The organism is Streptomyces sp. NPDC029296 (assembly GCF_055569255.1).
Map to the genome: position 1 here is coordinate 1 of NZ_JBVHXT010000022.1, position 15,231 is coordinate 15,231.

The 15,231-nt window shown below is 73.8% G+C and carries 13 protein-coding genes; 7 read left to right on the plus strand and 6 right to left on the minus strand.

Translation table 11 applies throughout. The features are described 5' to 3' along the window. Positions 1–104: 104 nt before the first annotated feature. The 4 genes from ACZ4W9_RS20205 to ACZ4W9_RS20220 all read right to left on the minus strand — a co-directional run bounded on the left by ACZ4W9_RS20205 (position 105) and on the right by ACZ4W9_RS20220 (position 2,454). Entirely contained in the window at positions 105–278 is a 174-nt protein-coding gene (locus ACZ4W9_RS20205) for a CsbD family protein (RefSeq protein WP_467937591.1), read from the minus strand. Positions 279–408: 130 nt separating this feature from the next. Further along, complete coding sequence (locus tag ACZ4W9_RS20210; RefSeq protein WP_467937593.1) at positions 409–690, minus strand: DedA family protein; 282 nt, start codon at positions 688–690, stop codon at positions 409–411. Positions 691–718: 28 nt separating this feature from the next. Further along, positions 719–1,963 (minus strand): cation:proton antiporter, encoded by a 1,245-nt coding sequence (locus tag ACZ4W9_RS20215; protein ID WP_467937595.1) that lies wholly within the window; start codon positions 1,961–1,963, stop codon positions 719–721. Between the two features lie 5 nt (positions 1,964–1,968). Continuing rightward, a complete protein-coding gene (locus ACZ4W9_RS20220; protein ID WP_467937597.1) occupies positions 1,969–2,454 on the minus strand; it encodes a cation:proton antiporter regulatory subunit in 486 nt (161 codons plus the stop codon). A gap of 496 nt (positions 2,455–2,950) precedes the next feature. On the opposite strand from ACZ4W9_RS20220, the gene ACZ4W9_RS20225 reads away from it, so the two are divergent. Together ACZ4W9_RS20225 and pgm are read left to right on the plus strand one after the other, a co-directional pair. Beyond that, complete coding sequence (locus tag ACZ4W9_RS20225; protein ID WP_467937599.1) at positions 2,951–4,519, plus strand: MFS transporter; 1,569 nt, start codon at positions 2,951–2,953, stop codon at positions 4,517–4,519. Positions 4,520–4,760: 241 nt separating this feature from the next. Beyond that, the gene (pgm, locus tag ACZ4W9_RS20230; RefSeq protein ID WP_467937601.1) at positions 4,761–6,401 is read left to right on the plus strand and encodes a phosphoglucomutase (alpha-D-glucose-1,6-bisphosphate-dependent); all 1,641 of its coding nucleotides are present in this window, start codon (positions 4,761–4,763) and stop codon (positions 6,399–6,401) included. Between the two features lie 40 nt (positions 6,402–6,441). Here pgm and ACZ4W9_RS20235 read toward each other — a convergent pair whose 3' ends face one another. Together ACZ4W9_RS20235 and ACZ4W9_RS20240 are read right to left on the minus strand one after the other, a co-directional pair. Then, on the minus strand, positions 6,442–7,344 hold the full coding sequence (locus ACZ4W9_RS20235) for an SGNH/GDSL hydrolase family protein (RefSeq protein ID WP_467937603.1): 903 nt from the start codon (positions 7,342–7,344) through the stop codon (positions 6,442–6,444). A 109-nt stretch (positions 7,345–7,453) separates the two neighbouring features. Continuing rightward, positions 7,454–7,690, minus strand: coding sequence for a DUF5133 domain-containing protein (locus tag ACZ4W9_RS20240; RefSeq protein ID WP_467937604.1), 237 nt, complete (start codon positions 7,688–7,690; stop codon positions 7,454–7,456). A 387-nt stretch (positions 7,691–8,077) separates the two neighbouring features. On the opposite strand from ACZ4W9_RS20240, the gene ACZ4W9_RS20245 reads away from it, so the two are divergent. The 5 genes from ACZ4W9_RS20245 (at position 8,078) to ACZ4W9_RS20265 (ending at position 15,199) form a co-directional block, all read left to right on the plus strand. Next, positions 8,078–8,602, plus strand: a complete 525-nt coding sequence (locus tag ACZ4W9_RS20245; protein WP_467937605.1) for a hypothetical protein — start codon at positions 8,078–8,080, stop codon at positions 8,600–8,602. 397 nt (positions 8,603–8,999) lie between these two features. After that, positions 9,000–11,129, plus strand: coding sequence for a hypothetical protein (locus ACZ4W9_RS20250; RefSeq protein WP_467937607.1), 2,130 nt, complete (start codon positions 9,000–9,002; stop codon positions 11,127–11,129). A gap of 124 nt (positions 11,130–11,253) precedes the next feature. Further along, positions 11,254–12,762, plus strand: coding sequence for a GT4 family glycosyltransferase PelF (gene pelF, locus ACZ4W9_RS20255; RefSeq protein ID WP_467937609.1), 1,509 nt, complete (start codon positions 11,254–11,256; stop codon positions 12,760–12,762). Then, complete coding sequence (locus tag ACZ4W9_RS20260; RefSeq protein WP_467937612.1) at positions 12,759–14,156, plus strand: hypothetical protein; 1,398 nt, start codon at positions 12,759–12,761, stop codon at positions 14,154–14,156. Before pelF ends, ACZ4W9_RS20260 begins: the two co-directional genes overlap by 4 nt. A gap of 41 nt (positions 14,157–14,197) precedes the next feature. After that, complete coding sequence (locus ACZ4W9_RS20265; RefSeq protein ID WP_467937614.1) at positions 14,198–15,199, plus strand: GDP-mannose 4,6-dehydratase; 1,002 nt, start codon at positions 14,198–14,200, stop codon at positions 15,197–15,199. Positions 15,200–15,231 lie beyond the last annotated feature (32 nt).

A 15,231-nucleotide genomic window follows, 5' to 3' on the forward strand; every position in this document is an offset into this window, starting at 1 on the left:
AAGAACCCCCCCCCCTATCCCCCCCCCCCCCCCCCCCCCCCCCCCCCCCCCCCCCCCCCCCCCCCCCCCCCCCCCCCCCGCGGCCGGACGGCGCGCACCTCGGTTCAGTGCTTGAAGACGTCCTTCGCCTTCTCCTTGGCCTGCCGGGCGTCGCCCTTGGCACCCTGCGCGCGGCCCTCGGCCTCCATGCGCTCGTTGCCGACGGCGCGACCCGCGGCCTCCTTCACCTTGCCCTTGACCTGCTCGGTCTTGGCCTTGGCCTTCTTGTCGTCGGCCATCGCGTGTCACTTCCCAACGTCGTGCGCGGTCTGTGGTCCCCCTTCGGATTGCCGCTGCGCCGCCGTGCAAACCCGCCGGCGGGTCAGCGGGCGCGCCGCCGCACGAGGTGGCGTACGGCGAACCCCGCGATCACGAGGGCCCCGGCGAGGACGACGTACGGCTCGGCTGGTAGCGCCTGATCTCGTCGTAGACCGCGCCCCCGGCGACGGCCGCGGCGAACGCGATGAGCGCCACGGCCACCGCGTTCAGCCGTCCCGCACCCGCGTACACCCCCGCCGCGAGGAGGATCGTCTCGCCGGGCGCGGGGACCTTGAAGTCCTCCACGAGGACCACGGCCCCCACGGCCCAGTAGCCGTAGGGGACGAGCAGCGGTTCCAGCGGGGCCGGCGGTCCCGGCAGGGGCGACGACATGCCGTACTTCGGCGCCGCCGGGCGCCGGTCAGGAGCGGCCGACCGGGGCGTCCTGTCCCGGGGCGACGGCGTCCGGGCCGGTCCCGGCCTCGGTCTCCGGTGCCGTGCGCCGGGTCCGGCGGCCGGTCAGCCGGAGGGCGAGCGGCTCGGTGTACCGGGCGGTGAGCGGTCCGATCACCACCAGGATCAGCACATAGGCGGTGGCCAGCGGGCCGAGGTCGGAGTCGATGCCGGAGGTGACGGCGAGTCCCGCGATGACGATGGAGAACTCGCCGCGCGCCACCAGGGTGCCGCCGGCCCGCCAGCGGCCCCGGCCCGAGATGCCCGCGCGGCCGGCCGCCCACCAGCCGGTGGCGATCTTCGTGAGGGTGGTGACGGCGGCCAGGGCGAGGGCGGGCAGCAGCACCGGCGGGATGCTCGCCGGATCGGTGTGCAGGCCGAAGAAGACGAAGAACACCGCCGCGAACAGGTCCCGCAGCGGCGCCAGCAGATTGTGGGCGCCCTCGGCGACCTCCCCGGACAGGGCGATCCCCACCAGGAACGCGCCGACCGCCGCCGAGACCTGGAGCTGCTGGGCGACCCCGGCCACCACCAGGGTCAGACCGAGCACCACCAGCAGCAGCTTCTCCGGGTCGTCGGTGGAGACGAAGCGCGAGATGTGCCGGCCGTAGCGCACCGCCACCCCCAGCACCAGGCCCGCCACGCCGAGCGCGATGGCCAGCGTGACGCTGCCCGCGGCGATGCCGGTGCCGGCCAGCAGGGCGGTGACGACGGGCAGGTAGACCGCCATGGACAGGTCCTCCAGCACCAGGATGCTGAGGATGACCGGTGTCTCCCGGTTGCCGATCCGGCCCAGGTCGCCGAGGACCTTGGCGATGACTCCCGAGGAGGAGATCCAGGTGATGCCGGCCAGGACGACGGCGGCGATGGGGCCCCAGCCCAGCAGCAGGGCCATGGCGGCGCCGGGCAGGGCGTTGAGGGTGGCGTCCACGATCCCGGCCGGGTACTGCGTCTTCAGGTTGGAGACCAGATCGCCGGCCGTGTATTCGAGGCCCAGCATCAGCAGCAGCAGGACGACGCCGATCTCGGCGCCGACGGCCACGAACTCCTCGCTGGTGCCGAGCGGCAGCAGGCCGCCCTCGCCGAAGGCCAGCCCGGCCAGCAGATACAGCGGGATGGGGGAGAACCGCAGGCGGGCGGCGAGCCTGCCGAGCAGTCCGAGACTCAGGATGATCGCACCGAACTCGATCAGGAAGACCGCGGAGGAATGCATCCCGATCACTCCCGCCCGAGTATCGCGGCGGCGGCGTCCACGCCCTCGCGGGTGCCGATGACGATCAGTGTGTCCCCGCCGGCCAGCCGGAATCCGGGGCCGGGGGAGGGGATCGCCTCGGCGCGGCGCAAAACGGCCACGATCGACACGCCGGTCTCCGTGCGCATCCGGGTGTCGCCGAGCAGCCGCCCGTTCCAGTGGGAGGTCCCGGACAGCTCGATGCGTTCGGCCACCAGCCCCAGTTCCGTGGTGGACAGCAGGGTGGGGCTGTGATGGGTCGGCTTCAGGGCGTCCACCAGCGCCTCCGCCTCCTGCCCGGTGAGCCGGACCGACAGCGCGCAGGCGTCGGGGTCGTCGTGCCGGTAGGCGCTCACGGTGCGCGAGCCGTCCCGGTGGGCGACCACCGACAGATGGCGGTGTTCGCGGGTCGTCAGGTCGTACCGGACGCCGATGCCCGGCAACGGTGTCCTGCTGGTGCGTGCGGTGCTCATGGCAGCCCCCCTGCTCGGCTTTGAATGTTTCTTGGTGAAACCATTACCCAAAGCGTATCCGGAACGTGATCGTCCCGGGCGGGGCCGAGGTCGGGGGATACGGGGCGGCGCTAGGGACGGGCGGCGCCGCCCTCCTCCGCGTCGGGGCCCGGCTGGCAGGCGTGGCACAGCTCGTGGTCCCCGTCGGGGGTGACGACGGTGCCCCAGCCGAGGCACTGGTCGCAGTCGCGGGCGAGGGCCGGGTCGGGGCGGGGCGGGGCGGCAGGAGGGGGCTGCGGCGGGGTCCGTGCGCCATGCGGGAAACGGCTCCTTGGGGATCGGGGTCGCGCCAGAGGCGGGCTGACAACGCTGTCCGACGCACTCCATTATGTCCTATTTTTTCCTTACGTCTGTGGTCTGTGTCACAGTTCCCCGACGGGGCGGATGCATGGGTTCCGTTTCCGGTCCGGCCAAAGGGGCAGGCGGTGATCGAAACGGCGAGCGGAAGGAGGCGCTGATGAGCGGCGAGAGGTCTGACGCGGAGTCCGCGTCCGGCGGGGAACGGGGGGCCCGGAGCGGGGTGCGGGTGCCGAAGGCCGTGGCCCGGCTGCCGCACCAGGTCCGCGAGGAGCTGAGCCGCAGGCTGCACCGCAACCGGCGGGCCTTCGGCGCCGACGACGTCCAGGTCGTCGAGCCCCCGCTGCTGCGGCGCGCCGTCGGCGCCTCCGCGCTCGGCAACTGCATGGAGTGGTTCGACTTCGGCGTCTACAGCTACCTCGCCGCCACCATCGGCAAGGTCTTCTTCCCCGGCGCCTCCCCGGCCGCCCAGGTCATCTCCTCGTTCGCGACCTTCGCCGCCGCCTTCGTCGTACGGCCCCTCGGCGGCCTGGTCTTCGGGCCGCTCGGCGACCGGATCGGCCGGCAGAAGGTGCTCGCCACCACCATGATCATGATGGCGGCGGGCACCTTCGCCATCGGTGTCATCCCCGGCTACGCCACCATCGGCCTCGCCGCGCCGGTGCTGCTCCTGCTGGCCCGCATGGTCCAGGGATTCTCCACCGGCGGCGAGTACGGCGGAGCCACCACCTTCGTCGCCGAGTACTCCCCGGACCGCCGGCGCGGCTTCCTCTCCAGCTGGCTCGACTTCGGCACCTTCACCGGCTACGCCCTCGGCTCGGCGCTGGTCACGGCGCTGAACCTGGCCCTGACGGACGAGCAGATGCTGTCCTGGGGCTGGCGCGTGCCGTTCCTCATCGCCGGACCGCTCGGTGTCATCGGCCTCTACATGCGGATGAAGCTGGAGGAGTCCCCGGCCTTCCAGCAGCAGCTGGACGAACACGAGAAGGCCCTGGCGCAGGAATCGGCGGGCAGCGAGTTCAAGGACATCGTGCGCAACCACTGGCGGGCGCTGCTCGTCTGCATGGGCCTGGTGCTGCTCTACAACGTCACCAACTACATGGTCACCGGCTATCTGCCGACCTACCAGACCGAGACCCTGCACCGCTCCAGCGGCTCCGCCGACCTCCTGGTGCTCGTCGGCATGGTGTGGATCGTCATCCTGATCACCTTCCTCGGCCGGCTCAGCGACCGGGTGGGCCGGCGGCCGCTCTACGCCGTCGCCGCCGCCGCGATGATCGTGCTCGCCGTGCCGGCCTTCCTGCTGATCAAGGCGGGCGGCACCTGGCCGCCGATCGCGGGGGTGCTGCTCCTGTCCACCGTCCTGGCCGGCTTCGCCGCGCCCAGCGCGGCCACCCTGCCCGCGCTGTTCCCGACCGCCGTGCGCTACGCGGCCATGGGCATCGGCTTCAACATCGCGGTCGCCGCGTTCGGCGGCACCACCCCGCTGGTCACCGCCGCGCTGGTCGAGCTGACCGGCGACGACCTGATGCCCGCCTACTACCTGATGCTGGCCGGCGTCATCGGTCTGGTCACCGTCCGGTTCCTGCCGGAGAGCGCCCAGGTGCCGCTCAAGGGCTCGCAGCCGATGGTCGGTTCACGGGAGGAGCGGCGCGAACTCATCGCCACCTCCAAGGAGCTGTACGCCTTCGCGCGGGAACAGGAGCGGGAGCGGGCGCGGCGGCACTGAGCCGCGCCCCCGGGGCGGGGCTGTCCCCCCGGCGAACGCCACGGCCGCCGCGCCCGGCCCGGACGACCCCGTGAAGAAGGAGGTCGTCCCGAAACCGGTGCCGGGCGCGGAGGACTCCCCGCCCGGCCGCCACCCACCGGCGGTGCGTCCCCGCCGGTGGGGCGCACTCGCACCGCGCGCCCCCCACGGGGAAAGATGTGCGGTGAGCGAACGATCCCACCGACGTGGAGGAATGCTACTCATGCCGCATGAACGAGCCGGCCGGCCGGCCGGTCCCGAGGACCTCGTCGACGTGGCCCGGCTGGTCACGTCGTACTACACGCTGCACCCCGATCCGGCCGATCCGGCGCAGCGGGTGGCGTTCGGCACCTCGGGGCACCGGGGCTCGTCCCTGGCGAGCGCCTTCAACGAGGACCACATCGCCGCCACCAGCCAGGCCATCTGCGAGTACCGCGCCGCCCAGGGCACGGACGGCCCGCTGTTCCTGGGTGCCGACACCCACGCCCTGTCCGAGCCGGCGAAGGCGACCGCGCTGGAGGTGTTCGCCGCCAACGAGGTGACCGTGCTCGTCGACGGCGCCGACGGCTACACGCCGACCCCCGCCGTCTCGCACGCGATCCTGACCCACAACCGGGGCCGCACCTCGGGCCTCGCCGACGGCGTGGTGGTCACCCCGTCGCACAACCCGCCCGCCGACGGCGGCTTCAAGTACAACCCGCCGAGCGGCGGACCGGCCGCCTCCGACGCCACCTCCTGGATCCAGGACCGCGCCAACCAGATCATCGCGGGCGGCCTGAAGGACGTGCGCCGGCTGCCGTACGCCCGCGCGCTCGCCGCGGACACCACCGGACGGTACGACTTCCTCGGCACCTACGTCGCCGATCTGCCCGGCGTGCTGGACCTGGACGCCGTCCGCGCGGCCGGGGTGCGCATCGGCGCCGACCCGCTCGGCGGCGCCTCCGTCGCCTACTGGGGCCGGATCGCCGAACAGCACGGCATCGACCTGACGGTGGTCAACCCGCACACCGACCCCACCTGGCGGTTCATGACCCTGGACTGGGACGGCCAGATCCGCATGGACTGCTCCTCGCCGTACGCGATGGCCTCCCTGATCGAACGGCGCGACCGCTTCCGCATCGCGACCGGCAACGACGCCGACGCCGACCGGCACGGGATCGTCACCCCGGACGCCGGCCTGATGAACCCCAACCACTACCTCGCGGTCGCCATCTCCTACCTCTACCGGCACCGCGAGCAGTGGCCGGACGCCGCGGGCATCGGCAAGACCCTGGTCTCCTCCACCATGATCGACCGGGTCGCCGCCGACCTCGGCCGCCGGCTGGTCGAGGTGCCGGTCGGCTTCAAGTGGTTCGTGGACGGACTCGTCGGCGGCGACCTCGGCTTCGGCGGCGAGGAGTCGGCCGGCGCCTCCTTCCTGCGCCGCGACGGCTCGGTGTGGACCACCGACAAGGACGGCATCATCCTGGCGCTGCTCGCCGCCGAGATCACGGCCGTCACCGACAAGACGCCCTCGGAGCACTACGCCGAGCTGACCGGCCGCTTCGGCGCCCCCGCCTACGCCCGCATCGACGCGCCCGCCACCCGCGAACAGAAGGCGCTGCTCGGCAAGCTGTCACCGGCCCAGGTCACCGCGGACACACTGGCCGGGGAGCCGGTCACGGCCGTGCTCACCGAGGCGCCCGGCAACGGCGCCGCGATCGGCGGCATCAAGGTCACCACCGAGAACGCCTGGTTCGCCGCGCGTCCCTCGGGCACCGAGGACGTCTACAAGGTGTACGCCGAGTCCTTCCTCGGCCCCGACCACCTCGCCCGGGTGCAGGAGGAGGCCCGGGCCGTGGTGGGGAGCGCGCTCGGCGGCTGACGCATCGCACGGGGCGGCTCTCCGCGAGGGCCGCCCCGGTTCAGCCGCGCCCGCGCTCCAGCCGGTCCAGCACGGCCCGTGCCATGGCCGCCTCGCCCCGGGCGTTGGGGTGGGCGGGTGCCGCGGGCGCGGCCGGCCGGAGCGGCTCGATCCAGCGGTCCCCGGGTGCCTGGCACATGTCGTGGCCGGCCGTGGGGCCGTAGGTGTCCACGTACTCGGCCCGGTTCACGGCGGCGACCAGCCGCAGCATCCGGTTCAGCCGCTTCTCGGTGTCCCGCAGGTACGGAAAGTCCCCGCTCGCGAACGGGACCTGGGGAAAGCAGCCGCCGCCGTCGTCGGGCAGCAGGGCGGGGTAGCCGACGACGAGCACCCGGGCGTGCGGGGCGCGGGCGCGCACGGCGCGCAGCACCCGGTCGACCTCGGGGGCGGTACGCAGCACGGCGAGCGCGAGTTGGTCGTGGCCCGAGGCCCGGTACGCGCGTTCGCAGGGGTTGCCCGCCGGGTCCCGGGCGGCGAGGCGGGCACAGGTCTCGATGATCGGGCCGAACCCGATGTCGTTGCCGCCGATCTGCACGCTCACCAGGTCGGTGTGCCGGTCCAGCGCGTCGAGCTGGGGCGGGTGGGAGCCCTGTGCCCGCCACATCTCGGCGGTGGTGGCCCCGCCGCAGCTGACGTCCGTGAACGTCCTCGGGTGCCGCTCGGCGGCCACCAGCGAGGGGTAGTTGTGGTCCGAGCGGGCGCAGTCGGCGTCGACCTGCGCCGGGATGCCGGGACCGGAGGTGTAGGAGTCGCCGAGTGCCGCGTAGGCGACCGCGCGGCCGTGGCCGCCGGGGTGCGCGCCGGCCGGCGGTGCCGTGGCGGCCCCGGCCACGAGGCAGCCGCCCAGCGCCGCCGCCAGCGCGGCGGCCCGCCGCCGTGCCGCCGCACGCCTCTCCCGCGCCATGCGCCCTCCCCCTGTGCTCGCCCTCGGCTGTTCGACTGGGTCTGTATACCGTCCGGCGTGTCCCGGCGACCAGAAGCGGGAGGCAACGAGTTCGGGGGAGGGGCGTGGTTCAGGCCCCGGATGTCTGGAGCAGGGAGTCGTCCTCCGGGCGGGCACCGGAGAGACGGTGCCGGGCCGCGATGACGGCCATGTCGACGTCCCGGGTGCCGGTGGCCACGCACAGCGTGTACGAGATGTCGGCGAGCCGCTGCCGGGCCTCGGGGGTGCTCTCCTCGGCCCCGAGCAGGGACAGGGTCTCGTACTGGGCGATGAGGTCCTTCAGCACCGCGGGGTGTGCCATGAGCATGCTCTTTGCCTCCAGAGTGGTCCGCCGAACGAACGAATTCGCAGGCCGGATACCCCCGCGCCGCGCGTACATGCCCGGTCCGGCCCGACCCGCGACGGCCGGAAACCGCCGAGTGGCCGGGAATGACCCCCCTCACAAGCGGCGGTCCCCGTTCCGTCGCCGGCACGACGGCGCGTCCGCGCCAACGGTTCTCCGTGCGTCACCGGCCCGGAACGCCCCGCCACCCGCTCCCGCCCACCACTCCCGGCGTGCGGGGATACGAGAAGCGGTGCGCCATCACGCCGCCATCGCGGCTTCTTCACACGGCGATCACTTTCGGCCGAACCGGCTCCGGACGCGTGCACGGGTACAGACGCCGCGCCGGGCCGGTGCCTAGCCTCCCGGGCCATGCGATCACCTCTGCCGAGACGCCTCGGTCTCACCGCCGTCCTCGCCTTCCTCCTCGCCGTCTTCGGTCTCGCCCCCAGCGCGAGCGCCGACCCCGCGCCCACCACCCTGGCCTTCGCCACCGACACCGCCACCACCACCCCCGGCGGCACGGTGAAGCTGTCGATGACGCTCACCAACAACAAGTCCTACGACGTCTGGTTCGTGTACCAGACCATCGACCCGACCTGGCTGACCACCCAGCGCCCGGACCTGAAGTACAGCTTCACCGGCTGCAGCCTGGCCACCGCGGCCGGCTCCACCCCCTGCTCCGGCACCGGCCCGAGCAACCTCGGCGGCAACTACGGCTCCACCATCCCGCCCGGCCAGAGCCGGACCGTCACGCTGACGCTCCAGGTCGCCGCCGACTCCGGCTGCAACGGCAACATCGGCTTCTACTCGTACTACTACGCCGAGTTCAGCGACAGCAGCAACACCAACGGCGGACCCGTCTACACCCCCGAGACCCGGGTGCTCTGCGCCTGACGGACACGAGGCGGCCCGGCCCCGGTGACTTGAAACGGCCCCGGCCGACGGCTCGTCGCGGGGCGCACCACGACCCATCGCCCGGCGGACCGGCATGGTCCGCCGGTGCGTCGTCCAGTGGCCGGACCAGCCCGCCGGGCCCGCCCCGCGTCCTGTACCACTCGCACGGCGACGACGGGAAAAAGGCCCGCCCGGTTGCCTCAGGCGATGGGCAACACGCGCCAATTTCCGTCATCTTTCGTATCTCGACCACAAAAGCTCCACAGAGACATCACCATGTGACGCGACGGATTTGCCGACGACCGGCTTCTGAGGGGGACGCCGGCGTCGCGCGAGGGGGTGCGTCCGCTCCACGGGAGCCGTGCTCACCCCTGTCCGGGGAGGGGACTTCACCGCAATGAAGCGGACCATACGCACCACCGCCCTGACGGTGGGCGCGCTCATCGCCGCGCTCGGCCTGCCGGCCGGCCCGGCGCAGGCCGACACCACCGCACCACGCATCGACCTCAGAGTCCTGGTGGTGAGCGACGGCGGCCCGGCCACCGACGCCATAGCCGCCGAACTCGACACCGCCGGCACGCCGTACACCAAGGTCGACCTGACCCGCGCCGACCGGCCCACCATCGACGCGGCCTTCCTCGCCGACACCGTCGACGGCCGCCCGCGCGCCAAGTACCAGGCCGTCGTCCTGCCCAACGACAACCCGTTCGCGGCCGGCAGCGCCGAGATGAGCGCGCTCGCCGCCTACGAACAGACGTACGCCATCCCGCAGGTCGACGCCTACACCTACGCCCGGCCCCAGGTCGGCCTCCAGGTGCCCACCTCCGGCGGCTACTCGGGCAGCGTCGACGGGGTCCGCGCCCAGGTCACCGCCGCCGGGCAGGCCGGCCCCTTCGGCTACCTCGACGGCGCGGTCCCGTTCGAGGACAACTCGCCGACCGTGGGCGAGAGTTACGCCTACCTGTCGGCGCCCGCCGCCGGCGCCGACTTCACCCCGTACGTGCAGGCACCCGTCCCGGGCACCACGAAACAGGGCTCCCTGGTCGGCGAGTACCGGCACGACGGCCGGCGCGAACTGGTCGTCACCTTCGTCTACAACCGGTACCAGCAGCAGTTCCGGCTGCTGGCCCGGGGCATCGTGGAGTGGATGACCGGCGGGGTGCACCTCGGCGCCTCCCGCAACTACTTCGCCGTCCACGTGGACGACGTGTTCGCCGCCGACGACCGCTGGGACACCGAGCTGAACTGCACGCCCGGCGACGTCGACTGCGCGAACGGCACGGGCACCCCGAACCCGATCCGGATGACCCCGGCGGACGTCGACTACGCCACCACCTGGCAGAACAGCCACCGCTTCACCCTCGACCTGGTCTACAACGGCGCCGGCAGCGTCGACCAGCGCGAGGACAACGACGGCGTCGACCGGCTCGCCGACAAGCTGATCGCCGACCGGAACAAGTTCCGCTGGGTCAACCACACCTACACGCACGCCTTCCTCGGCTGCGAGCAGAACGTCACCGTCGTGCCCTGGACCTGCGCCACCGACTTCGTCGGCAACACCAAGTGGGTCGGCCTCGCCACGATCGACTACGAGATCGCCACCAACCGCGCCTGGGGACAGGCCGCCGGACTCCCGCTGGAGACCGACGAGCTGGTCACCGGCGAGCACTCCGGCCTGAGGATCCTGCCGCAGCAGCCGCAGGACAACCCCAACCTGGGCCTCGCGCTCACCGCCGAGGGCGTCAAGTGGATCGCCTCCGACAACTCCCGCGACCCCGACCAGCGCAAGGTCGGCCCCGCCACCACCGTCTCCCGCTACCCGATGAACGTCTTCTACAACGCGGGTCGGGCGGCCGAGCAGGTCGACGAGTACAACTGGCTCTACACCAGCCGCGCCCAGGGCGGCAGCGGCATCTGCGAGGACAACCCGGCCACCACCACCTGCCTGCCGGCCCCGCTGGACACCGCCACCGGCTACAGCGGCCACATCGTGCCGCTGGAGACCCGGATCGCCCTCGGCCACGTGCTGTCCAACGACCCCAAGCCGCACTTCATCCACCAGGCCAACCTCGCCGAGGACCGCATCGCCTACCCGGTGCTCGACGGCGTACTCGACGGCTACGACGCCCTGTTCGCCGACAACACCCCGGTGGTCAACCTGCGGATGAAGGACATCGGCGCCGAACTCCAGCGCCGCGCCGCATGGAAGAGCGCCGTACAGGCCGGCCGGGTCACCGCCTACCGCGTCGGCACCACCGTCACCGTGCAGGGCCCGGGTGGCACCGCCGTCCCCGTCACCCTGCCCACCGGCACCACCCTCGCCGGCACCGCCTACGGCACCGCGTACGCGGGCGCCGTCTCCGGCTGGACCGCCTCCACGGGCACCCCGCTCACCTTCACCCTGCCGGCCACCGCCGCCGCGCCCGCCGCACACCCGGACGGCGCCCCCGCCGCCACCGCCCCGGCCCCGCGCACCAAGGTCCCGGCGGCCGTCACCGAGCGGGCCGCGCACACCGCGGACAGCTGAACCGCGCACCGACCCCAGGGCCCGTCCGCACGTTCCCCGCCAGGGGCGGACGGGCTCCGGTCCCGCCCGCCCGCCGGCGGGCGGGACCGCGACCACCCCACACCTCGGCCGTGGAGCCCCATCGATGCACGTTCAGCACGGCGCGCGCCGCACCGGCGCGGCGCACGTCACCCTGCTCACCGAAGGCACCTATCCGCACAGCCACGGCGGCGTCAGCGTCTGGTGCGACCAGCTCGTCCAGGGCATGCCCGACCTCGACTTCGACGTCATCGCCGTCACCGGCACCGGACGCGAAGGCGTCGTCTGGGACCTGCCCGGCCACGTCCACAGCGTGCTGTCCGTGCCCATGTGGGGAGCGCCGCCCGAGGGCCGCCCGCCCCGGGGCCGGGCCCTCGCCCGGCTCGCCGACGCCTACGAACACTTCCTGACCGCACTCCTCGACCCGCGGGCCGAGGAGCGGTTCCCGGCCGCGCTGTACGCCCTCGCCCGGGCCGCCGCCGAGGGCGCCCTCAGCCCGTTCCTGCGCGGCGACCGGGCCGTCTCCCTGCTCGCCGGGGTGTGGACCCGCCCCGGACTCCCCGTCCGGGAGGCCCGGCCCACCCTGCACGACGCGCTCACCGCCACCACCCTGCTGGAACACGCTCTGCGCCCGCTCGCCGCGCCCCCGCCCCGGCACGGCGTGGCCCACGCGGTCAGCGGCGGCGTGGCCGTCCTGCCCGGCCTCGCCGGCCTGGAGCGGTACCAGGTCCCGCTGCTGCTCACCGAGCACGGCGTCTACCTGCGGGAACGTTACCTCGGCTATCGCACCGCCCCCTACCGCTGGCCGGTGAAGGCCGTCGTCCTCGGCTTCTTCCGGCTGCTGGCCGAGGAGAGCTACCGGCGGGCCGCCCTGATCACCCCCGGCAACCGCTACAACCGGCTGTGGGAGGAACAGGGCGGCGCCGACCCCCGCTCCATCCGCACCGTCTACAACGGCGTGGACCCGGCCGCCTTCCCGCCCGCCGGTCCCGAACCGGAGACGCCCACCCTCAGCTGGGCCGGCCGGGTCGACCCCATCAAGGACCTGGAGACCCTCATCCGCGCCTTCGCCCTGGTCCGCAAGGAGATACCCGAGGCGCGGCTGCGCCTGTTCGGCGGCACCCCCCGCGGCGGCGAGGCGTACCGGGAACGCTGCGAGGCGCTCGCCGCCGACCTCGGCCACGCCGACGCCGTCACCTTCGAGGGCCGGGTCGACGACATCAAGGACGCCTACGCGGCCGGGAACGTGGTGATGCTCTCCAGCATCAGCGAGGGCTTCCCGTTCACCCTCATCGAGGCCATGTCCTGCGGCCGGGCCACCGTCTCCACCGATGTCGGCGGCGTTCGCGAGGCCGTCGGCGACACCGGCCTCGTCGTCCCGCCCCGCGACCCGGACCGCATGGCGGCGGCGGCGCTCGAACTGCTCGCCGACGCCGGACGCCGCCGCGCGATGGGCGAGGCCGCCCGGCTGCGGGTGATCGAACAGTTCACGCTGCGCCAGACCATCGACACCTTCCGCTCCATCTACCTCGAACTTCCGCACCACGCGCGGCCGTTCACCGAACCGGCGGCGCGCGGGCAGCACCTCAGAGCCGCGGAAAGCCTCGCCGGATGAGCGGGCCCATGGCGCTCGAACCGGGCGGCGCCGAACAGGACACCCTCGCCCTGCGGCTCGCCGCCCCGCCCGTCCGCGGCGACGACCGCACCCTGGCCCTCAGGCTGCCCGGCCACGGCGGCGACCCGGAGGCGGTGAGCCGGCTCGCCGCCGACCTCGCCGACCGCGTCGGCCCCGCCGTCCACCCCTACGAGGTCGCCGCCCTGCTGGAGGCCGAGGGCCTGACCGCCGAACAGATCAGACAGCGCTACGGCCACCCGAACCTCTTCTCCCTCGCCACCGCCCTGTACGAACAGGTGCCCCGCAGCTACCCCGAGCCCGCGCCCGCCGCCGACCCCTGGCGCCCGGACACCCTGCGCTGCCTGCTGCGCGGGGTGCTGTTCGCCCTGCCGGGCCTCGCCTACCTGCTCACCGCGCCGCTGTGGCACCCCGGCCGGCACACCGCCGCACCCGTCGTCGCCGGCCTGGTCTCCTGGGCCTGGGGCCAGGCCCTCGGCCACCGCACCCATCTGCGGCTGGCCACCGGCCGCCGGGAGGCCGCCCGCACCCTGCTGGGCGGCGCCCCGCTCGGCGCCGCCCTCGCCACCGCCGCCGCGCTCCCCCTGGCCGGCCCCGGCCCCGTCCTGCTCGCGGCGGCGGCCCAGTCGCTGTATCTCGCGGCGGCCGGCGTGCTGCTTGTGCTGGCCCGCGAGCGGCTGCTGCTCGCCGCGCTGACCCCGCTGATCGCGGGTGCCGCCGCCCTGCCCTGGTGGGACCCCGGCCCGGTGGTGCGCGCCGGGCTGCCGCTGCTGGCCCTGCTGGCCACCCTCGCCGCCACCGGCCACGTCCTGCGCGAGGCCCTCGCCCTTCCGGCCGCCGCCGTCGACGGCCCCCGGCCCCGGCTGCGCTGGTCCCTGCCGTACGGGCTGTTCGGGCTCGCCGCCGGGATACTGGTGCTGCTGGAGGGACGGCACGAGCCGTACGCGGTCATCGTGCTGACGGTCAGCATGGGCCCCGCCGAATGGCTGCTGTACCGCTACCGGGGCCTGTCCGTGGCCGCGCTGCGCGCCACCGCCACCCCGGCCGGCTTCCTGCTGCGCTCCGCCGCCGTCCTGGCCGGCTGTCTGGGCGCCTATCTGCTGCCGCTGCTGCCCGCCGCCCGGCTGGCCGGAGCCGCCCCGGTCACCCTGCTGCTCCTCGCGGCCACCCTGTGGACCGCACTGCTCCTCCAGGCGTTCGGGACCGCCTGGCCGCCGGCCGTGATCTGCCTGACCGCCGCGGCGGTGGCCGGCCTGCTCCCACGGCCCGGGGCGCCCCCCGGACCCGCCCTCCTGCCGCTGTGCTGCGCCGCCGCCGTCCTCGGCCTGGTGACGTACGCGCTGCTGCTGCTCGGCCGCCCCGCCCGGCACGTCTGACCCCGTCCCCGCCCCGCCGACCCACCGGAAGGACACCCCAGTTGACCTCCCTACCGCTCGCCGCCGTCACCGGAGCCGAGGGCTTCATCGGCTCCCACCTCACCGAGGCCCTGGTCGCCTCCGGACACCGGGTCAGAGCCATGGCCCAGTACAACTCCTTCTCCTCCTACGGCTGGCTGGAGACCCTCGCCCCCGACGTGCTGGACCAGGTGGAGATCGTCCTCGGCGACGTCCGCGACCCCGGCTCGGTCCGCGCCCTGCTCGACGGCGCCGACGTCGCCTACCACCTGGCCGCCCTCATCGCGATCCCGTACTCCTACCAGGCGCCGCACAGTTACGTGGAGACCAACGTCACCGGCACCCTCAACGTGCTGGAGGCGGTCCGCGCCCTCGGCACGCCCCGGCTGGTGCACACCTCCACCAGCGAGACCTACGGCACCGCGCGGACCGTGCCCATCACCGAGGACCACCCCATCAACACCCAGTCCCCGTACGCCGCCTCGAAGGCCGGCGGGGACCGGCTCGCCGACAGCTACCACGCCAGCTTCGCCACCCCCGTCGTCACCCTGCGGCCGTTCAACACCTTCGGGCCCCGGCAGTCCATGCGCGCCGTCATCCCCACCGTCATCGGCCAGGTCGCGGCGGGGGAGCGCACCCTCACCCTCGGCGATCTGCGGCCCACCCGGGACTTCACCTTCGTCAAGGACACCGCGCGGGCCTTCCTCGCCGTCGGCACCGCCCCCGCCGGGCAGGTCGTCGGCCGCACCTTCAACGCCGGCACCGGCGGCGAGATCTCCGTCGGCGACCTGGTCGCGCTGATCGGCAAGGTGATGGACGCCGACCTCGACGTCCGCGCGGACCCCGCCCGCATCCGGCCCGCGAACTCCGAGGTGATGCGGCTGGTCTGCGACGCCACCCGGCTCACCCGGGCCACCGGCTGGCAGCCCGCCCACACCCTGGAGCAGGGCCTCGCCCACACCGTGGAGTTCTTCCGCGACCCGGCCAACCTGGCCCGCTACAAGACCGGCATCTACAACATCTGACCCCGTCCGCACGGCATCGCCCCACGAAGGAG